Origin of the sequence: Caenimonas sedimenti, assembly GCF_007833165.1 — a bacterium.
Classification (GTDB): Bacteria; Pseudomonadota; Gammaproteobacteria; order Burkholderiales; family Burkholderiaceae_C; genus Ramlibacter; species Ramlibacter sedimenti.
Window position 1 is genome coordinate 129070 of sequence record NZ_VOBQ01000008.1, and the last position, 20301, is coordinate 149370.

Genomic DNA, 20301 nt, shown 5'->3' on the forward strand with positions numbered 1-20301 from the left:
GCACTGCCATCACGCATCGCGCAAGGAGGCAAAGCGCTGCAGGTGATGGTCGCTGCCACCGAAGGCGTGCTGAAACAGCGTCAGGCGGCGAAAGTAGTGGCCGATGTCCAGTTCCTCGGTCATGCCCACGCCGCCGTGCAGCTGCACGCCTTGCTGCGCCACGTAGCGGGCGCGTTCGCCGATCGCCGCCTTGGCCGCGGACACCGCCCGCGCGCGTTCGCCGGGCACCGCGCTGTCGGCCTGCAGCGCCGCCAGCAGCAGCATCGAGCGGCTGGCTTCGACGGCCGCGAACATGTCCACCAGACGGTGCTGGAGAACCTGGAAGCTGGCCAGAGGGGCGTCGAACTGCCGCCGCGTGGCGAGGTACTCGCCAGTCTTGGACAGCACGGCCGTCATCGCCCCCAGCGCGTCGGCGCAGGCGGCGACGGTGGCCAGGTCGACGGCGCGTTCCAGCGCGGCCAGGCCAGCGGCCGAGTCACCTAGCGCAGCGGCCGCATCCACAGCGACAGCGTCGAGCTGCAACTCGCCGGCGCGGGCACCGTCGTAGCGCGGGTAGGCATCGACGCGGACACCAGTCGCGCCGGCCGGCACCACGAACAGGCCGATCCCGCCGCGCTCTCCCGCCGCGCCTGCGGTGCGCGCCGCGACCACGAAGGCGTCGGCCCAGGGCGCCGCCGGCACGCCCGTCTTTCGGCCCGACAACACCCAACGACCGCCCTCTAGGCGCGCGCTGGTCGTCACCCAGGCCAAGTCGGCTCCAGCGTCGGCTTCGGTGTGGGCCAGGGTGTAGATCTTCCCCCCAGTCACCAAGGGCGGCAGCAGGGCCGCGCATTGGGTCGGGTTGCCCGCGGCGGCGATCACCTGCCCGGCCAGCACGGTGCTGGCGACATAGGGTTCGACGACCAGCGCCGCGCCCAGGGCTTCGGCCACCTGCACGACGTCGGGCATGCCGCCGAAGCCCCCATGGGCTTCGGGCAGGCCCAGGCCGAGCCAGCCGAACTCGGCAAAGCGGCGCCAGTGCGCGGCGCTCATGCCGGCCTCGGTCGCCATCAGATGGCGGCGCGTGTCGAAGGCGTATTCGGCGCGCAGGTACTTGTGCGCGGCATCGCGCAACATCTTCTGTTCGGAGGTGGGCGTCAGGTCCATCGCAAATCGTCGTCGTGTCGGTGTCAGGCGGCGGTCTTGCCCAGCAGGGACCTGGCCAGCACGGTTTTCTGGACCTCGTCGCTGCCACCGTAAATGGTGGCCGCCCGCAGGAAGGCGTAGCGTTCCATCGCATGCGCGTGGTCGGTCTCGCCTAGCGCGCCCGATGCATACCAGGGCCAGGCCTGCTCGCCGCCGAACTCCACGCTCAGCTCCGACAGCGTCTGCTGCACCGCCGTGCCCATGATCTTCAGCAGCGACGATTCCGGCCCCGGCGCTTTGCCGGCCGCGGTGGACGAAAGCACGCGCAGGTTGGTGTATTCCAGCGCCATCAGGTCGATCTCGGCGCGCGCCAGCTTGATGCGTACCGCCGGGTCGTCGAGCAACGGCCTGCCGCCCGCGCGCCGCCGCGCTGCTTCAGCATAAAGGTTGGCCAGCGCGGCCTTGCTGTCGGCCACCCCGGCGATGCTGGTGCGCTCGTGGGTCAACAGGTACTTGGCGATCTCCCAGCCCTGGCCTTCGCGGCCCACGAGATTGGATCTGGGCACGCACAGGTCGGTGAAGAAGACCTGGTTCAGGTGGTGCTCGCCGTCGATCGAGACGATGGGCCGCACCTCGATGCCGGGGCGGTCCATCTCGATCAGCAGAAAGGAGATGCCCTCCTGCTTCTTGCCGGTGTTGGCGGTGCGCACCAGGCAGAACATCATGTTCGCCCAGTGCGCGTAGGTGGTCCAGATCTTCGAGCCGTTGATGACGTAGTCGTCGCCATCGGTCACCGCGCTGGTCTTCAGGCTGGCCAGGTCGGAGCCCGCGCCGGGCTCGGAGTAGCCCTGGCACCACCAGTCCTCGCAGCGCCTGATGCGAGGCAGGTACCGCGCCTTCTGCGCCTCGGTGCCGAAAGCCATCAGCACCGGCCCGAGCATGATGACGCCCATCGACAGGCCCACGGGCGCATTGGCCGCGGCGCGCTCCAGGTCGAACAGGTAACGCTGCGTCGGCGTCCAGCCGGAGCCGCCATGCTCCTTCGGCCAGCCAACGACCAGGTAGCCCTGGTCGTCGAGCCGGCGCTGCCACTGCACGATCTCGTCCTTGTTCAGCATCTGGCCAGTCACCACCTTGCGGCGCAGGTGCCCGGGCGTGTTCGCGGCAAACCAGCCGCGTACTTCGCGCTGGAAGGCACGCTCGCTGTCACTGAAGGAAAGGTCCATGGCCGGCTCCGCTGGCAACGATCAGATGGAAATGCCGCCGCCGCAGATCAGCGTCTGGCCGCTGATGTAGTTCGACTCGGGCGTGCACAGCAGGTACACCGAGCCGGCAGCCTCTTCGGTCGTGCCGCTGCGGCCGAGCGGGATGGTGCGCTCCATCATCGCCAGCAGGTCCGGGTTGACGCCGACCTTGATCTTGCGCCCCTCGACGTCGATCGAGGCGTTGCCGCCGGCCGTCGCTTCGGTCAGGCGCGTCTTGATCATGCCGAACGCGACCGCGTTGACGTTGACCTTGTAGCGTCCCCATTCCTTGGACAGCGCCTTGGTCAGGCCGATGATGCCGGCCTTGCCGGCCGAGTAGTTGGCCTGGCCGGCGTTGCCGCCGGTGCCGGCGATCGACGAGATGTTGACGACCTTGCGGAACACTTCCTTGCCGGCCTCGGCCTCGACCTTGGACTGGTGGCGGAAGTAGTCGGCGGCAGCGCGCAGGATCTTGAACGGTGCCGTGAGGTGCACGTCCAGGATCGAGTGCCACTGCTCGTCGGTCATCTTCTGGATCACGTTGTCCCAGGTGTAGCCGGCGTTGTTGATGATGATGTCCAGGCCGCCGAAACCGTCGATCGCGCTTTTGACGATCGTGTCGGCAAAGCCGTCGGCGGTGACGCTGCCGGCGCAGGCCAGCGCCTGGCCGCCAGCGGCCCTGATGTCGGCGACAGTCTGCTCGGCCGGTGCCGGGTCGAGGTCATTGACGACGACCTTCGCGCCCTCGCTGGCGAGCTTCATGGCGATGGCGCGGCCGATGCCGCGGCCGGAGCCGGAGACGATGGCGACCTTGCCTTCGAGCTTCTTCATGGGTTTGTCCTCGATGTCGGTTGGAAAATGCGTCAGTCCAGTGCCACCAGCGCTTCGCCGGCAAGCGTCACTTCACCGCTGCCCTTGGCAGCGGTGAGTTCAATGCGCGCACAGGGGCGTCCCGCGTGCGTCAGCTTCTCTACCACCTTGCCGCTGCACTGCACGCGGTCGCCGAGTTGCGTGATGGCGGCAAAACGCACCCCGTAACTGAGGATGCGCCGCTGCGGAACCCACAGGGTGAGCGCGCGGGCCAGGTAGGCCATCGACAACATCCCATGCGCGAAGACGTCCTTCATGCCCGCCTTCTGAGCGAAGTCGATATCGATGTGGATCGGGTTGTGGTCGCCCGAGGCGCCGGCAAACAGGGCCAGCGTGGTGCGGCTGATGGGTGGCAGCTGCAGCACGGGCATAGCGTCGCCCACGGCGACATTTTGAGCGTTGAATGTCATGGTGGGTCCTTCAACCGTGGCGCACGACGATGACCGAGTGCAGGTCGGCGACGTGCTCGCCGAGCTGGTTGGTCACTTTCGTGCCGTTGACGACGAATTCGAGCGCGCCGCCCTTCTTGTCGTAGATGTCGCTGACCTTCGACTGGAAGCGCAGCGTGTCGCCGGCGCACACCGGCGCGTGGAAGTCGAAACGCTGCTCGCCGTGCAGTACCTTACCGAGGTCGATCTCCAGCGTCTCGATCAGCTTCATCGTCTCGCCGGAGTCTCCCGGGGCGCCGAAGATGAAGGTCGGCGGCGCGACGATGCCGCGGTAGCCGGCTGCCTTGGCAGCGGCCTCGTCGGTGTGGATCGGGTCAGTGAGGCCGATCACCTTGGCAAAGAAGGCGATGCGGCCCTTCTCCACGTCCCACAGGATGGGAGGCGGCGCGTAGCCGATGTGCTTCTTGTCGATCATGGGGTTGGGTCCTCGGCGCTGCGCTTCAGGCGGCCTTGTAGAGCGTCACGACGCAGGCGCCACCGAGTCCCAGGTTGTGCTGCAGCGCCACCCGCGCTCCCTGCACCTGGCGCTGGTCCGCCGTCCCGCGCAACTGGTGTGTCAGCTCATAACACTGCGCCAAGCCGGTGGCGCCGAGTGGATGGCCCTTGGACAGCAGCCCGCCCGACGGGTTCGTGACGACCTTGCCGCCGTAGGTGTTGTCGCCGTCGCGCACGAACTTCTCGGCACCGCCTTCCGGGCACAGGCCCAGGCCCTCGTAGGTGATCAGCTCGTTCTGGGCGAAGCAGTCGTGCAGTTCGACGACGTCGACGTCGCCGGGGCCGATGCCGGCCGCTTCATAGACCTGGCGCCCCGCGTCGCGCGCCATGTCGTAGCCGACGACGCGCATCATGTCCTTCGAGTCGAAGGTGCTGTGGAAATCGGTGGTCATGGCCTGGGCCGCGATGCTGACCTGGGCGTTCAGGCCGTGCTTCTTGGCGAAGCCTTCCGAGCAGATCACGGCGGCTGCGGCGCCGCAGGTCGGCGGGCAGGCCATCAGGCGCGTCATCACACCGTCCCAGAGCATCGGCGACGCCATCACGTCCTCGGTGCTGACTTCCTTGCGGAACAGCGCGAGCGGGTTGTTTGCAGCGTGCCGGCTGGCCTTGGCACGGATGGCCGCGAAGGTCTCCAGCTGCGTACCGTACTTGTCCATGTGAGCTTTGCCGGCCCCGCCGAAGTAGCGCAGCGCGAGCGGAATCTCGGCGTGGCCGACCAGCTCGTCGGTGATCTGGTCGAATTCGTCGAAGGGCGTCGGCCGGTCGGCGAAGGCCGCCTTGATGGCGCCGGGCTGCATCTGCTCAAAGCCCAGCGCGAGGACGCAATCGGCGGCACCCGACTGCACTGCCTGGCGCGCCAGGAACAGCGCCGACGAGCCGGTGGAGCAGTTGTTGTTGACGTTGAGCACCGGAATGCCTGTCATGCCCACCGGGTAGAGCGCGCGCTGGCCGCATGTCGAATCGCCATAGACATAGCCGACGTAGGCCTGCTGGATGGCCTTGTAGTCGACGCCTGCGTCCTGCAGGGCCAGCCGGGCGGCCTTCTCGCCCATCACGTGGTAGGGCTCGCTGGCCCCAGGCTTGGCGAAGGGGATCATGCCGACGCCGGCGACGATGACTTGATTGCTCATGAGAACTCCAGTTGAAGGGGATGAGGGCCAGACAGGGGAACTGCGAGGAGGAACATGTACCGGGACCACCTCGTGTCAGGACGGCGACGCGAGCCACAGGCGCTCGATCTCGTGGCGCTGGATCTTGCCGGTGCTGCTGCGCGGAAAAGCCGCCGGATCCACGACCCGGAATTCCCTGGGGATCTTGTAGCCGGCCAGCTGCTCGCGACAGCGGGCCTTGAGCGCCTCGGTGTCGGCACCCGCGCCTGGCTTGAAGGCGATGAAGGCCACGGGCACCTCGCCCCAGCGTTCGTCGCGCTGGCGCACCACCGCGGCATCGGCCACGGCGGCCTGGGCCAGCAACACCCGTTCGATCTCGGCCGGGTAGATGTTCTCTCCACCCGACTTGATCAGGTACTTGGCGCGGTCGACGAAGTCCAGCGTGCCGTCGGCGCGGCGCACGAACAGGTCGCCCATGTGGAACCAGCCGCCGCGGAAGTCGTGCGCGTTCGCCTCGGGCGCGTTCCAGTAGCCGGAGAACAGCGTCGGCCCGCGCACTGCCGCTTCGCCTGGTGTGCCCAGGGGCACGTCGCGGTCTTCGGGATCGAGCAGGCGCACGCAGCAGAACGCCGATTCGCGCTTGGCCAGGCTGGTCGGCGCCACTCCGGGTGCGAGCAGCGCCCCCGAGGCCGGCGCGAGCCCGGTCTCGGTGGCGCCGAAGCTGTTGATGTACGGCGCGTTCAGCAGGCCGGTGAGATCGGCGATCTGCTGCAGCGGTACCAGGTCGGCCATGGCGCCGACCACGCGCACACCGCGCGGGCGGGTGGCGTTGCGGCGCAGACCGTCGATCAACACGTCGATCATGCCCGGCATGGCCACCAGCCAGCCGATCGACTCGGCGGCGATCGCCGCACACAGGCTGTCGACGTCAAAGCCATCGTGCAAGACGACCTTGCCACCGATCATCAACGTGGCCAGGCTGAAATCGGTGGCGGCCATGTGGAACAGCGGCGACCAGGCGACATAGGTGTGTTCCGCACCGATGCCGTATTCGGTCGCGAAGCACATGGCACGAGCGACCATCGCGCGCTGGCTGATCACCGCACCCTTAGGAAGGCCGGTGGTGCCACTGGTATAGAGGATGACCAGGCCCTGCTCGGGGTCGATCTCGGTGTGTGGATCGTCTTCCTGCGCACCGCCCATGAGCGTGCCGAACTGGGTCTCGATCAGGACGACCAGCGGCGCGCCATGTTCGATGCGCGCGAGCGCTGGCGCGTGTCGCGCCGAGACAAAGACGATGCATGGCGACACCAGGCGCAGGCAGTGCGACAGCTCGGCATCGGCCAGGCGCCAGTTCAGGCAGGCCACGATGACACCGATCTTCGCAGCCGCGAGTTGCAGCTGGATGTACTCGCGGCGGTTCTCGGACAGGATCGCGACCCGGTCTCCCGCCCGCGCTCCGCGCCCGCGCAATGCCTGCGCCAGCCGGCTGGCCGACCGGTCCAGGTCCCCATAGCTCAGCGCGCCGCGCGCGTCTTGCAGCGCCACGGCCTCGCCGCGCATGCCGGCTTGCTTGCGCAACAGGTCCGCCACCGTCAAGGCATGTGCGCCAAGGTCGGTCATGGCCATTTCAGGGTTGTCTCTCGTTCATGGGTCCGGCCGCCGCCGAGGGGTCGGCACACCGCAGGCTAACTGGGGAGTTGCTTATCTGTCAAGCGTTAGGTAGACTGCGCCGAACAATCTTTCCAGCAGTGAGCCAGACGGATGCAAGATACCAAGGCGATTCGCTTCGAGCAGCGCGGCGCCGCGGCCTGGATCACGCTCGACCGGCCGGACGCGATGAACGCGCTGTCCGATTCGATGTGCAGCGAGCTGATGGACGCCCTGGACACGGTCGAACGCGATGCCGAGATCCGTGTTCTGGTACTGACCGGCAGCGGGCGTGCTTTCTGTGCCGGGGCCGACCTCAAAGGCGTGTTGGACAGCAGTACCGGCGCACCGGGCCGCGCCGACCCGATGAGCACCTTCCTCGACCTGGTGGCCGGCATGATCGACCGCGTCCGCATGCTGCCCATGCCCACCATTGCCGCTCTGAACGGCCTCACGATGGCCGGCGGCCTGGAACTGGCGATGGCCTGCGACCTGATCATCGCCGCTGAAAGCACCCGCATCGGCGATGCGCACGCCAACTTCGGTGTCTTTCCCGGCGCCGGCGGTACCGCCGTGCTGCCCCGTCGCATCGGGCCCACGGCCGCCAAATACCTGCTTTTCACGGGCGAAGCCCAGAGCGCGGCCGAGCTGGTGCCGCTGGGCCTGGTCAACCGGGTTGTGCCGGATGCCGATCTGGTGTCCGAGATCGACAAGCTGGCCACCCGCATCGCCAGCAAAAGCCCCCTGGTGCTGCGCCGCATGAAGCAGGCCGTGGCTGACGGGCTTGAGCAGCCACAGGCGGCGGCTCTGCGACTCGAGCGGCTGGTGCTCGACGCGCACCGGTACTCACACGACATCCGCGAGGGCCTGGCGGCCTTCACCGGCAAACGCAAGCCCGAGTTCAAGGGCTACTGAAGCACCTCTGCCCCGAAGGATTCGATCAATGAACCACCCGCAACCCGCCGTCTACGTGGCCGGCATCGGCATGACTCCAACCGGCAAGTTTGTCGACCGCAGCATCAAACAGCTGACTGCGGACGCGGTGAACGCGGCGCTGGCCGACGCCGGCCTGCAGCTGGCCGATATTCAGAGCGCCTTCTTCTCCAACGCGACGCAAGGGGTGCTCGAAGGCCAGACCATGGTGCGCGGACAGATCGCGCTGCGCTCGATGGGCATCGAGTCCATCCCCGTCTACAACATAGAGAATGCCTGCGCCAGCGCCAGTTCGGCCTTCAACCTGGCAGTGCAGTACGTGCGGTCCGGCGAGGGCGACATCGCGCTGGCGGTCGGCGCCGAGAAGATGTTCTGCGCCGACAAGGCCAGGATGTTCAGCGTCTTCGACGGCGCCTGGGACTTGTCGACCATCGAGGCCAACAAGCGCAGCCTGCTGGCCCTGGGCGAAGGCATCACGCCGCCCGAAGGCAGCACGTCGAAAGCCCCGTACAGCCTGTTCATGGATATCTACGCCGCGTTCGGCCGCTTCCACATGCGCGAATTCGGAAGCACGCAACGCCAGTTCGCGGCCGTCGCGGCCAAGAACCACGGGCACTCGGTGCACAACGCCTTGGCCCAGTACCGAACCGCCTACAGCATCGACGAAGTGCTGGCCGCGCCGCCCATTACCTATCCGCTGACTCTTCCCATGTGCGCGCCGATCAGCGATGGCGCCGCCGCCGCGCTGGTGTGCTCCGAAGCCGCACTGGCCCGCCTGGCCGACCGTCGGCGCGCCATCCGGGTGCTGGCTTGCGTGCTTGGCACCGGCAGCACGCGCCGTCCGCACGACGTGGGCCAGCACGTCACTGTCAAGGCCGCCAAGCTGGCCTACGAACGCGCCGGCGTCGGTCCGAAGGACATCTCGCTGGCCGAAGTCCATGACGCCACCGCCATCGGCGAGATCGTGCAGAGCGAAAACCTGGGTTTCTGTGAGTTCGGCGCCGGCGGCGCGCTGGCCGAAAGCGGCGCGACCACGATCGGCGGGCGCATTCCCATCAACACCTCGGGCGGACTGGAATCCAAAGGCCACCCCATCGGCGCCACGGGGCTGGGCCAGCTGCACGAACTGGTGACGCAGCTGCGGGCCGAAGCCGGCGCGCGTCAGGTGCAGGGCGCGCGGCTGGCCGTCGCCGAGAACGGCGGCGGCATCTTCGGCATCGAAGAGGCGGTGTGCGCCATCACCATCCTCAGCCGCTGACGCGCGCTCGCCGCCCCGTTGCAACAGAACCTGACCCTAACGCATGAACTTCCTGCCCACCGATGAACAGCGACTGGCCGTCGAAGGCTTCAATCGCTTCCTCGAGACCAAGTTGCAGCCCATCGTCCGGCGCTACCAGCCCGACAAGCTGATCGAGAAGGAGCGCATGCTGGAAATCTTCCAGCTGATGCTGCCCTACGGCATGGGCGGCAACGGCATCATTGCCGAGAAGCACGGCGGGATGGGGATGCCGTGGTTGACCTACGCGCTGATGTACGAGCAGCTCGCGCGGGTGTCCGGCGACGTCGCGATCTCGCTGCTGATCCAGCAGCTCGGCGCCTATTCGCTGGAGGTGTGCAGCAATGACGCGATGCGAGACAAATATCTGCCGCGCATGCTGCGCGCCGAGATCATCGCCTGCAGCGGCATCAGCGAACCCGGCGTCGGATCCAACGTAGCCGAGGTGACCTGCCGCGCGAAGAAGGACGGCGACCTCTATGTCGTCACCGGCGAGAAGACCTGGATCTCCAACGGCCATTACTCCGACTTCTGCATGGTCATCGTTCGCACCTCGGACGATGGCGCCAAGGGCCTGTCGATGATCCTGGTCGACCGCGCCGAGCACGGCTACGACAGCCGCAACATCGACAAGCTGGGGCTCAACAGCACCTCGACCGCGCAGCTGTTCTTCGACGGCGTGCGCGTGCCCGCCGCCAACATGCTGATCGCGCCCGGCGCCGGGCTGAAGAACACGCTGGTGCTGTTCGAGAAGGCGCGGCCGATGGTCGGCCTGACCTCCGTGGGCATCGCCCAGGCGGCGCTCGACAAGGCGGTGGCCTACGCCAAGGAGCGTCGCCAGCACGGCAAGCCGATCGGCGCCCACCAGCTCATCCAGGGCATGCTGGCCGAGGCCGCGATCGAACTCGACGCGGCCAAGCTGCTGGTCTACCGCGCCTTCAACCTGATCGACCACGGCGTGCGCTGCGAGGTCGAAAGCGCGATGGCCAAGTGCTACGCCACCGAGATCGCGGTCGACGTGGCCTCCAAGGCGGTGCAGATCCACGGCGGCAACGGCATCACCAAGGACTTCGGCGTCGAGTTGCTGTTCCGCAATGCCCGCATGATGACCATCCCGGACGGCACGACCGAGATCCAGAAACTCATCATCGGGCGTGCCCTCACCGGGCTCAACGCCTTCTCCTGACCATGGCCACGCCTGCCGCACCCGTCCTCCGCGCCGAGGGCATCACGCTGCGATTCGGTGGTGTCGTCGCGCTGTCCGAGGTCAGCATCGAAGTCCGGCCCGACGAGATGCTGGCCATCATCGGCCCCAACGGCGCTGGCAAGAGCTCGCTGCTCAACGTGCTGAGCGGCTTCTACCGCCCGCAGCAGGGCAGCGTGCAGTACGAAGGCCGCGATCTGCTGGGCCGGGCCGTGCACTCCATCGCCCGCGACGGCGTGGTGCGCACCTTCCAGGGCACGCACCTGTTCTCCAACATGAGCGTGCTCGACAACATCCTGATCGGGCGCTTCAGCCACATGCATTCCAGCCTCGCCCAAGCCTTCTTGTACTTCCCGTGGACACAGCGCGAGGAAGCGCGGCACCGCGAAGTGGCCGAGAACATCGTGGAATTCCTGGAGATCGAGAACATCCGCCACCAGCCGGTCGGCTCGCTCGGTTACGGTTTGCGCAAGCGCGTCGACCTCGGCCGCGCCCTGGCGATGGAACCCAAAGTGTTGCTGATGGACGAGCCCATGGCCGGCATGAACACCGAGGAAAAGGAAGACCTGGCGCGTTTCGTCATCGATGTGCGCGAGGCCAGGCGCATCCCCGTGGTGCTGGTCGAGCACGACATGGGCGTAGTCATGGACCTTGCCGACCGCGTTGCCGTGCTCGACTTTGGTCGCAAGATCGCCGACGGCACACCGGCGCAAGTGCAGGCTGACCCGGCCGTGATCCAGGCCTATCTCGGAGCCGCGGCATGAACGGCGGCGTCACTGCCGTGATCAAGGAAGCGATGCCCCCTGCCGAGGCACGCCGGTCTGCCCGGTCTGCCACTGCCACGGACGCCGACGATACCGCGTTGCGCACGCTACCCCAGACCCTGCTGGCCCACGCACGAAATCAACCGGCGCGACTGGCCCAGCGGGCCAAGCGCAAGGGCATCTGGCGCGAGTACGACTTCGCCCACGTGCTGGAGCACGTGCGCAGCATTGCCCTGGGCGCGGCCGCGCTGGGTCTGGCGCGCGGTGACACCGCGGTCGTGATCGGTGAGAACGAGCCCGAGCATTATTGGGCCGTCTTCGCGGTCCAGTCGCTGGGCGCCAAGACGGTGTCGGTCTACCCCGACGCCACTGCGGAAGAACTTCACTACCTGTGCGAGGATTCGGGCGCCAGATTCATCTTCGCCCAGGACCAGGAGCAGGTCGACAAGGCGCTTGCGGTGGCGCCCCGGCTGCCGGCGATCATCGGCATCGCCTACTGGGATGACGGCGGCATGTGGTCGTACAGTCACGACCTGCTTCACGCCTTCGACGCCCTGTTGGCCGCCGGCCGCGAGGGGCACCGCCGCAACCCGGAGCGCTTCGCCCGCGAGGTCGAGGCCGGCAGCCTGGATGACCTCGCGCTGCTGACGTACACCTCGGGCACGACCAGCAAGCCCAAGGGCGTGATGATCAGCCACCGCTGGCTGGTCGACAACGCCAGCCGCATGCGCAGCGCACTACCCATCGAACCCGGCATGGAGTACCTGTCGTACACGCCGCTGGCCTGGATCACCGAGCAGCTGCTCGGTGTGACGCTGGGACTGACGCTGCCGCTGGTGGTCAACTTCCCCGAGGGTCCGGACCAGGTGCTGCCGAACCTGCGCGAGCTCGCGCCGCACATGGTGCTGTTCGGTCCACGCCAGTGGGAGAGCATTGCCGCCACCATCGAGGCGCGCATGCTGCACGCCAGCTGGCCGGCGCGAATGATCTACCGCTGGGGCGTGCGCATCGGCCACGATGTGCACGTGGCCCGGCTCGAAGGCCGGTCCGCGCCGACGCGGTCGCGGCTACTGCTGCCTCTGGCCGAGCTGCTGACACTGCATGCCGTACGCGACCAGTTCGGCTTCCTGCGCTCAAGGATCGCAGTTTCGGGAGGCACCGCAATGGCACCCGACGTGTTCCGCCTGTTCCACGCACTGGGAGTGCCGCTGCGCAACATCTACGGCTGCTCCGAGTTCGGCCTGATTGCCGGCCACCGCGGCGAACGCTACGACCTGGAAACCGTGGGTCCGCTGCTCGATGTCGACCCGGCCTTCGGTGCGCCGCTGCAGGCCCGCATCGAACCGAGCGGCGAACTGCTGCTGCGCGGCGGCACCGGCTTTTTGGGCTACTGGCACAAGCCGGACAAGACCGCGGCACTCGACCGCGACGGCTGGTTCGCCAGCGGCGACGCGGTGCAACGCACCGAGCGTGGCGAGCTCGTGTTCCTCGACCGGGTCGAGCACCTGGTGAAGCTGGCCAACGGCCACCCCTACCCGCCGCAGTTCATCGAGACCCGGCTGCGCTTCTCGGCCTTCATCAAGGACGTGATGGTGCTCGGCGACGGGACCCGGCCCTGGGTCGGCGCACTGATCAACATCGACATGGGCGTGGCCGCGCGTTGGGCCGAGGAGCGACGCATCACCTTCTCGACTTTCACCGACCTGTCACAACGGCCCGAGATCCGCGCCCTGGTGCGCGACGAGATCGCGCGCATCAATACCTTGCTTCCCGACGGCTCTCGCATCGTTCGCTTCGCCAACTTCCCGAAGGAGCTGGACGCCGATGAGGGCGAACTCACCCGCACCCGCAAGCTGCGCCGCGAGTTCCTGGAGCAGCGCTACGAGGCTCTGATCGAGGGTCTGTACGCTGGTGCGAACGACATCGATTGCGCAATCGCCATCACCTACCAGGACGGTCGCCAGGGGGTGCTGCGCGCCACCGTGGCCGCCACCGACATCACCAGGGCCAGCCCGCGATGATCATCGAATTCTTCAATTACGCGCTCAACGGCGCCCTGCTCGGCCTGCTGTACTCGCTGGTGGCGATGGGTTTCGTCGTCATCTACCGCGCCAGCAAGGTCTTCAACATGGCAGTCGGCGAGATGCTGGTGGTCGGTGCCTTCCTGGTGTGGTGGGCCGTGCAGTCGCGCGGCATGCACCCGGCCGTGGGCATCGGCGTGGCGCTGGCGATCTCGGTCCTGATCGGACTGGCGATCGAACGCCTGCTGTTCCGTCGCCTGATCGGCGAGTCGGTGTTCTCGATGATCATGGTCACCATCGGTCTGCTGATCCTGATGCGCGGCCTGGTGCTGCTGATCTGGGGCCCGCAGGAACGCCAGTTCCCGGCCATCATTTCGCTGGCGCCGTTGATCGTCGGCGACCTGATCGTGCCGCGCTCGCTGGCTGCCGGCGGCATGATCGCCGTGGTCTGCGCCGCCGGTCTGCACTGGTTCTTCAACCGCAGCCGGGCCGGCCTGGCCATGTCGGCGGTGGCCGAGGACCACCAGATCGCGCTGGCCATGGGGATCAGCGTGCGGCGCTCGATCGCCTTCGCCTGGGCGCTGGGGGGTGTGCTGTCGGTCATCACGTCGATGGTCTACCTCAGCGGCAAGTCGCTGACCTTCCTGTCGTCCGAGATCGGCTTCGCGGCGTTGCCGGTGGCGCTGCTGGCCGGCCTGGAGTCGATCGGCGGGCTGCTGCTGGCCGGCATCATCGTCGGCGTCGTGCAGGGCCTGACTGCCGCGTACATCGACCCGCTGATCGGTGGCAACGCCGCCGCAGTGGTGCCCTACATCTTCATGCTGGTCGTGCTCATCGTCCGGCCCACCGGCATGTTCGGCTGGAAGCGCATCGAAAGAGTCTGAACCCATGGACCCCTCCGGCATCTTCTCCACCAGCTACGCCCGCGACAGCGCGCTCGTGCGCACCCGTGCCCAGTGGCTGGCCCTGGCACTGCTCGGCGCCGCGCTGCTGCTCTACCCCTGGCTGGCTTCGCCGCGGCTGGTGGCAGTGGCCAACCTGATGCTGGTCACGGCCATCGTCGTCGTCGGGCTGCAGATCACCACCGGCTACGCCGGCCAGATCAACCTGGGCCAGGCCGCCTTCATGGGCGTGGGCGCCTACGGCGCCAGCGTCGTGGAAGTCAAGTTCGGCCTGCCGTTCTGGGTCGCGGTGCCGGTGGGCGGCATGTTGGCCGCGCTGGCCGGCTGGGCCTTCGGGCTGACGGCCGCGCGCATCAAGGGCTTCTACCTTGCGCTGACCACGATCGCAGCGCAGTTTCTGTTCGTCTTCGTGGTGCTGAACCTGCCCTCGTCGTGGCTCGGTGGCGTCAACGGGTTCAGCCTGGAACCGGCGCGGCTGGGCCCGCTGGTGTTCGACAGCGACCGCGCGCTGTACCACCTGTTCCTGTTCAGCACCGTGGTGATGGTGTTCGGCGCCTTCGGCATCCTGCGCAGCCGGCACGGCCGCGCCTTCGTGGCGGTGCGAGACGACGACGTTGCCGCCGGCATGATGGGCATCGACGTGCCCGGCACCAAAGCCCGCGCTTTCGTACTCGGCGCCTTCTACGCCGGCATCGGCGGCGCGCTGTGGGCCTACCAGATCCGCTTCGTCTCAGTCGACCAGTTCACGCTATTCAACTCGATCTGGTTCATCGCCATGATGATCGTTGGCGGACTGGGCTCCATCGTCGGCGCGCTGATCGGCACTGTGCTGATCCGCATCGTGCAAGAAAGCATCACCACCCTGGGCCCCGATCTCATCGAGTTCATCCCCACCCTGAGCAGTGACATCGTGTTCGCCAGCATGAACGTGTTCCTGGGGCTGGTCATCACTGGTTTCCTGCTGCTCGAGCCCAAGGGCTTGATGCACCGCTGGAACATCTTCAAGGCGACCTATCGACTCTGGCCCTTCCCGCACTGAAGTCACCCCGTTCCGACCCACACCTCCAAGGAGATACCCACATGCAACGACGCCCCTTCCTGACCTGTGCCGCCGCCCTGGCCTCCGGCCTGCTGCTGAGCACAGCCGTGCGCGCCCAGACCACGATCAACGTGGCCGCGCTGGCCGACTTCGCCGGCCCGTATGCCAACGTGATGAACGACATGCAGGGCGGGCGGCTTGCGGTCCTTGACTGGTGGAACAAGGAGGTCGGCGAGAAGCTCAAGGTGCGCATCGCCGTCAAGACCTACGACACACGCTATGACGTGGCGCAGACGGCCAGCCTGTGGCCCGGCATCAAGGCCGAACTCAAGCCGGTCATGGTTCTTGGTCTCGGAGGACCCGATGCCGCCGCTTTGCAGCAGCGACTGCCGGAAGACAAGGTGCCGATGCTGTTCGGCACCGCGGCCTACGGCTTCGGCTGGAAACCCGGCCAGTGGGCTCTCAACATCCGTCCGACCTATTCGCACGAGGCGGCTGGCTTCGTGGAGTGGTTCCGCGCCACCAAGCTGGAAGGCAAGCGCCCGGTGAAGGTGGCGATCATCACCTCGGAAGCCACGCCAGCCTACGCGGACATGGCCAAGGGCTTGCAGAGCTACGCCAAAGCGAACCCGGACAAAGCCACCTTCGTGGAGGCCATCTGGACCGAGGTGCAACCGGCCGACCTGACGCTGCAGGTGCGCCGTCTTGCCAACGCCGGCACCGACGTGATCGTCATCCAGACCAACACCGCCCAGGCCGTGGCCACCAAGCGCGCGCTGCAGGCGCTGGGAAAGAACATCCCGATCATGCTGTCTCTGCACAACGGCGTGGCCGGGTCGTCGCGCGCGCTGGGCGACGCCAACGGCTTCGCCGGCGACTATGAAGTGGGCGCCATTGCGGACGCGACCGAGGACGACACCACGGCGCGCAAGTTCTACCGCCTGCTGCAGGAGAAGCACGGACTGAAGTCGGGCTGGAACGCCATGACCATGATCGGGCTCGGCCAGAGCATCGTCGCGGTGCGCGCCATCGAGGCCGCGGTGAAATCCAAAGGTGCCGACAAGGTGACCGGTGAAGCCGTGCACGCTGCGCTGCTGGCCACTCAGTTCACCGGTGCAGAGCTGATGGGGCTTCTGCCGGGCGTGGACTTCAGCGCTGACTCGCCCTTCCCCACGGGCAGCGCCAAGGTCAACGTGGCGACGATGAAGGACGGCAAGGTGGTACGCGCCGCTGGCGAAGTGGCCGTGCCCACGGTGCCGAAGTGGTGACGGACAGCAGTGAATCGGCCGCAGTGGAGGCACGGCGCCAGTCCGCGCAGCATGCGCCGGCGCACCCGGCCCCCGCCACGGCAGGCGCACTGCTGGCGTTGAGCAACGTCGAGGTGCTCTACGCCGAGGTCATCCTGGCGCTCAAGGGGGTTTCGATGCAGGTTCCGCAGCGCGGCTGCGTTGCGCTGCTGGGCGCCAACGGTGCGGGCAAGAGCACGACGCTGAAGGCCATCTCCGGCGTGATCGACTCCGAAGACGGACGCGTCTCGGGCGGCCTCATCGCCTTCGAAGGACAGCCGATCCACGGCCAGGATTCGGCCACCGTGGTGCGCGCCGGCCTGGTCCACGTGATGGAAGGTCGCCGCGTGCTGCCGCACATGACCGTGGAGCAGAACCTCATCATTGGCGGCCACATGTTCAAGTCCGCCGCCGCGATGCGCCAGGCGCTGGCGGCGGTGTATCAGGCCATCCCGCGGCTGGCCGACCTGCGCAGGCGCGTCGCCGGCTACCTCTCGGGCGGCGAGCAGCAGATGCTGGTGATCGGTCGCGCCATCATGGCCGAGCCCAGGCTGATGTTGATCGACGAGCCATCGCTGGGGCTGGCGCCGCGCATGATCGAGGAGGTGTTCGCCTTGCTGCACCGGCTGCGCGAACAGGGCCTGGCGCTGCTGATCGTCGAGCAGAACACGCGTGTGGCGCTCGAGATCGCGGACTACGGCTACGTGATGGAGAGCGGGCGCATCGTTCTGGAGGGGGATGCGCAAGAGTTGCGCGCCAACGAGGACGTGCGCGAGTTCTACCTGGGCCTGGACCGCGAAGGCGGGCGCAAGAGCTTCCGCGAAGTCAAGCATTACCGCCGGCGCAAGCGCTGGCTGGGCTGAACCAACGAAAGGAACAGCGACATGAGCGGACCCCTCCAGGGCCTGAAAGTCATCGAGTTCGGCGGCATCGGGCCCGGACCCTTCTGCGCCATGATGCTGGCGGACATGGGAGCCGACGTGATCCGCCTCGACCGCAAGGCCGACAAGGGCAGGGACCGCGGCGACCCGGCATTCCTGGCCAGCGGCCGGCGCGGCGTGCTGCACCGCGGCCGGCGCTCGGTGGCGGTCGATCTCAAGTCGCCGCCCGATCGCGACAAGGTGCTGGCCATGCTGGACAGCGCCGACGCGCTGATCGAAGGCTACCGCCCCGGCGTGATGGAACGCCTGGGCCTGGGCCCGGACGTGCTGCTGGCGCGCAACCCGCGCCTGGTCTACGGCCGCATGACCGGCTGGGGCCAGGAAGGCCCGCTGGCGCAGGCCGCGGGGCACGACATCAACTACATCGCGCTGTCGGGCGCGCTGGCCACCATCGGCCGCAAGGTCGGCGGGCCCATCGCGCCGGCCGCGATGATCGGCGACCTGGGCGGCGGCGGCATGATGCTGGCCTTCGGCATCATGTGCGCCGTGTTCGAGGCCAGAAACTCGGGCCACGGCCAGGTCGTCGACGCGGCGGTGCTGGACGGCGCGGCGCTGCTCACCGCCATCGTCTGCGAGCTGCGCGCCGTCGGCCACTGGAAGGACGAGCGCGAGTCCAACCTACTCGACGGCGGCTCGCATTTCTACGACACCTACGAGTGCGCCGACGGGCAGTGGATTTCCCTGGGCGCGCTGGAGCCGCAGTTCTACGCGCTGCTGCTGCAGAAGCTCGCCATCACCGACCCGGAGTTCCAGCGCCAGCGCGACCCGTCGGCGTGGCCGTCGCTGAAGGCCAAGCTGGCCGCCATCTTCAGCAGCCAGCCCAGCGCCCACTGGTGCGCGCTGCTGGAGAACACCGACGTCTGCTTCGGCCCCGTGCTGAGCACCGGCGAGGCCGCGCGCCACCCGCACAACGTCGCGCGCGACACCTTCTTCGAAAGCCAGGGCGTGGTGCAGCCCTCGCCGGCGCCGCGTTTCAGCCGCACGCCGGCCACCCGGCCCGTGCCTGCGCCCTACATCGGCGAGCACGACGATCAACTGTTGTGATTTGAGAGCGCCATGCAACTCGGACTGAAGGACAAGGTCGCCATCGTCACGGGCTCGGGCCGCGGCATCGGGGCCGAAACCGCACGCGCGCTGGCCGAGGAAGGCGCGCGCATCGTCGTCACCGACATCGACGCGAAAGTGGCAGCGGACCACTGCGCCGCATTGCAGCGCGACGGCTTCGAGGCCATTGCCGTGGCCGCCGACGTGACCAAGGCCGCCGAGGTCGAGCGCCTGGTGCAGTCGGCCCGCGACGCCTTCGGCAGCGTGCACGTGCTGGTCAACAACGCAGGCTTCGCGCGCGACGCCCGCATCACCAAGCTGAGCGAAGCGGACTGGGACGCCGTCGTCGACACCGTGCTCAAGGGCGCCTTCCTGTGCACCAAGGCGGTGGCGCCGGTGATGGCCGCGCAGCACTGGGGCCGCGTTGTCAACATCTCGTCGCGCGCCCACCTGGGCAATCCGGGCCAGGCCAATTACTCGGCCGCCAAGGCCGGCCTGCTCGGCTTCAGCGCCGCGCTGGCGCTCGAACTCGGCCGCGACGGCATCACCGTCAACACCATCGCCCCGGGCTTCATCGAGACCGACGGCGTGCGCAACCTGCCGCACTACCAGAAGATCAAGGACAACGCGATCGCCCGCACGCCCATCGGGCGCCTGGGCGTGCCGCGCGACATCGCTGGCGCGGTGGCCTTCCTGGCCAGCGAGGCGGCCGGCTACATCACGGGCGCCACGCTGCACGTGACCGGCGGCCGCTTCGCGACCTGAACAAGAGATGGACTTCGGCTTCAGCCCCGAGCAGGACACGATGCGCGAATCGGTGCGCCGCTTCATGCGCGAGCGCGTCGCGCCGCGCGTGGCCGAATGCGAGAAGCAGCGTGAATTCGCCTGGGACCTGCTGCCGCAGTTGCAGCCTTTCGGCTACCTCGGCGGCCTGCTCCCCGAAGAGGCCGGCGGCTTCGGCATGCGCTACGCCGACTGGGCGATCCTGATGGAAGAGGCCGGCTACTGCTGGCTGTCGCTGCGCGTGATGATGAACTCGCTCAACATCCTGGCGCAGCTGCTGCACAGGCAGGGCACGCCCGCGCAGCAGCAGCGCTGGCTGAAGCCGCTTCTGGCCGGGCAGTTGAAGCACTGGATGGCGATCACCGAGCCCAACCACGGCTCCAACGTCGCTGGCATCGAAACGCGCGCCGAGGACAAGGGCGACCACTACCTCGTCAACGGCAACAAGCTGTGGATCACCAACGGCATCCACGGCAATTTCGGCGTGCTGGTGGCGCGCACCTTCAGCGCGACCTGCGACGGCGGCATCAGCATGTTCATCGTCGAGCGCGCGCAGACGGCCTACGAGGCGCGGCGCGCCGACGTGATGTTCATCCGCGCCACCGGCACCTCGCAACTGAGCTTCAACGACGCCGTGGTGCCCAAGGCCAACCTGCTGGGCAAAGAAGGCGAAGGCCTGAAGGCGATCCTCACCGGGCTGAACTTCGGCCGTCTGAACGTGGCCATGGGTGCGGTCGGCGCGGCCCGTTCGGCGCTCGACCTGTCGATCGATTATTCCAAGCAGCGCAAGCAGTTCGGCAAGCCGATCGCCGGCTTCCAGCTGGTGCAGAAGCTGATCGTCGACATGATGGTGCGCTGCGAAGCCGCACGCGCGCTGGGCTACCGCGCCGCCTGGGCGCTCGACCAGGGCGGCAGCGCGCGCACCGAGTGCTCGATCGCCAAGCTCTACGCCGCCGAAGCCGCGCACGAGGTGGCGGGCATGGCGCTGCAGGTGCACGGCGGCTCGGGCTACAGCGAAGAACTGCCGATCGAGCGCATCTTCCGCGACACGCGCGGCGGCATGATCCCCGAGGGCACGACCGAGATCCAGACCCTCATTGTCGGCCGCGAGGTGCTCGGCATCTCGGCGTTCCAATGAGCTGAAACGGTGAAGACATGACGCATCG

19 protein-coding genes are annotated in these 20301 nt (G+C 67.7%); 12 read left to right on the forward strand and 7 right to left on the reverse strand.

The genetic code is table 11. The annotated features are described in order from the left end of the window. Positions 1–9: 9 nt before the first annotated feature. From FN976_RS10250 to FN976_RS10280, 7 genes are all read right to left on the reverse strand, one after another. A complete protein-coding gene (locus FN976_RS10250) occupies positions 10–1146 on the reverse strand; it encodes an acyl-CoA dehydrogenase family protein (RefSeq protein WP_145892915.1) in 1137 nt (378 codons plus the stop codon). A 23-nt stretch (positions 1147–1169) separates the two neighbouring features. Then, positions 1170–2351, reverse strand: coding sequence for an acyl-CoA dehydrogenase family protein (locus FN976_RS10255; RefSeq protein ID WP_145892916.1), 1182 nt, complete (start codon positions 2349–2351; stop codon positions 1170–1172). A gap of 21 nt (positions 2352–2372) precedes the next feature. Beyond that, positions 2373–3200: an SDR family NAD(P)-dependent oxidoreductase gene (locus FN976_RS10260; RefSeq protein ID WP_145892917.1), complete on the reverse strand. Its 828-nt coding sequence runs from the start codon at positions 3198–3200 to the stop codon at positions 2373–2375. Positions 3201–3232: 32 nt separating this feature from the next. Beyond that, positions 3233–3649 carry a MaoC family dehydratase gene (locus tag FN976_RS10265; RefSeq protein ID WP_145892918.1) on the reverse strand — a complete coding sequence of 139 codons (417 nt, stop codon included), beginning with the start codon at positions 3647–3649 and terminating at the stop codon, positions 3233–3235. A 10-nt stretch (positions 3650–3659) separates the two neighbouring features. Continuing rightward, the gene (locus tag FN976_RS10270) at positions 3660–4103 is read right to left on the reverse strand and encodes a MaoC family dehydratase N-terminal domain-containing protein (RefSeq protein WP_145892919.1); all 444 of its coding nucleotides are present in this window, start codon (positions 4101–4103) and stop codon (positions 3660–3662) included. Positions 4104–4128: 25 nt separating this feature from the next. Then, positions 4129–5313 (reverse strand): lipid-transfer protein, encoded by a 1185-nt coding sequence (locus FN976_RS10275; RefSeq protein WP_145892920.1) that lies wholly within the window; start codon positions 5311–5313, stop codon positions 4129–4131. A gap of 75 nt (positions 5314–5388) precedes the next feature. Further along, positions 5389–6921: a class I adenylate-forming enzyme family protein gene (locus tag FN976_RS10280; RefSeq protein WP_255440286.1), complete on the reverse strand. Its 1533-nt coding sequence runs from the start codon at positions 6919–6921 to the stop codon at positions 5389–5391. A 135-nt stretch (positions 6922–7056) separates the two neighbouring features. Between FN976_RS10280 and FN976_RS10285 the strand changes: the two genes are divergently transcribed. From FN976_RS10285 to FN976_RS10340, 12 genes are all read left to right on the forward strand, one after another. Further along, on the forward strand, positions 7057–7857 hold the full coding sequence (locus tag FN976_RS10285; RefSeq protein WP_145892921.1) for an enoyl-CoA hydratase/isomerase family protein: 801 nt from the start codon (positions 7057–7059) through the stop codon (positions 7855–7857). 28 nt (positions 7858–7885) lie between these two features. Then, positions 7886–9133, forward strand: a complete 1248-nt coding sequence (locus tag FN976_RS10290; protein WP_145892922.1) for a thiolase family protein — start codon at positions 7886–7888, stop codon at positions 9131–9133. Positions 9134–9176: 43 nt separating this feature from the next. Next, entirely contained in the window at positions 9177–10337 is a 1161-nt protein-coding gene (locus tag FN976_RS10295) for an acyl-CoA dehydrogenase family protein (protein WP_145892923.1), read from the forward strand. A gap of 2 nt (positions 10338–10339) precedes the next feature. After that, positions 10340–11119, forward strand: coding sequence for an ABC transporter ATP-binding protein (locus FN976_RS10300; RefSeq protein ID WP_145892924.1), 780 nt, complete (start codon positions 10340–10342; stop codon positions 11117–11119). Then, positions 11116–13140 carry an AMP-dependent synthetase/ligase gene (locus FN976_RS10305; RefSeq protein WP_255440288.1) on the forward strand — a complete coding sequence of 675 codons (2025 nt, stop codon included), beginning with the start codon at positions 11116–11118 and terminating at the stop codon, positions 13138–13140. The genes FN976_RS10300 and FN976_RS10305 overlap by 4 nt, the downstream gene beginning before the upstream one ends. Next, positions 13137–14024 carry a branched-chain amino acid ABC transporter permease gene (locus tag FN976_RS10310; protein ID WP_186510811.1) on the forward strand — a complete coding sequence of 296 codons (888 nt, stop codon included), beginning with the start codon at positions 13137–13139 and terminating at the stop codon, positions 14022–14024. The genes FN976_RS10305 and FN976_RS10310 overlap by 4 nt, the downstream gene beginning before the upstream one ends. 4 nt (positions 14025–14028) lie before the next feature. Further along, entirely contained in the window at positions 14029–15081 is a 1053-nt protein-coding gene (locus tag FN976_RS10315) for a branched-chain amino acid ABC transporter permease (RefSeq protein ID WP_145892925.1), read from the forward strand. A 41-nt stretch (positions 15082–15122) separates the two neighbouring features. Further along, entirely contained in the window at positions 15123–16349 is a 1227-nt protein-coding gene (locus tag FN976_RS10320; RefSeq protein WP_145892926.1) for an ABC transporter substrate-binding protein, read from the forward strand. Between the two features lie 89 nt (positions 16350–16438). Beyond that, positions 16439–17230, forward strand: coding sequence for an ABC transporter ATP-binding protein (locus FN976_RS10325; protein ID WP_145893167.1), 792 nt, complete (start codon positions 16439–16441; stop codon positions 17228–17230). 21 nt (positions 17231–17251) lie between these two features. Next, positions 17252–18352, forward strand: a complete 1101-nt coding sequence (locus FN976_RS10330; RefSeq protein ID WP_145892927.1) for a CaiB/BaiF CoA transferase family protein — start codon at positions 17252–17254, stop codon at positions 18350–18352. Positions 18353–18364: 12 nt separating this feature from the next. Next, on the forward strand, positions 18365–19117 hold the full coding sequence (gene fabG, locus FN976_RS10335; RefSeq protein ID WP_145892928.1) for a 3-oxoacyl-ACP reductase FabG: 753 nt from the start codon (positions 18365–18367) through the stop codon (positions 19115–19117). A 7-nt stretch (positions 19118–19124) separates the two neighbouring features. Beyond that, the gene (locus tag FN976_RS10340) at positions 19125–20273 is read left to right on the forward strand and encodes an acyl-CoA dehydrogenase family protein (protein WP_145892929.1); all 1149 of its coding nucleotides are present in this window, start codon (positions 19125–19127) and stop codon (positions 20271–20273) included. Positions 20274–20301 lie beyond the last annotated feature (28 nt).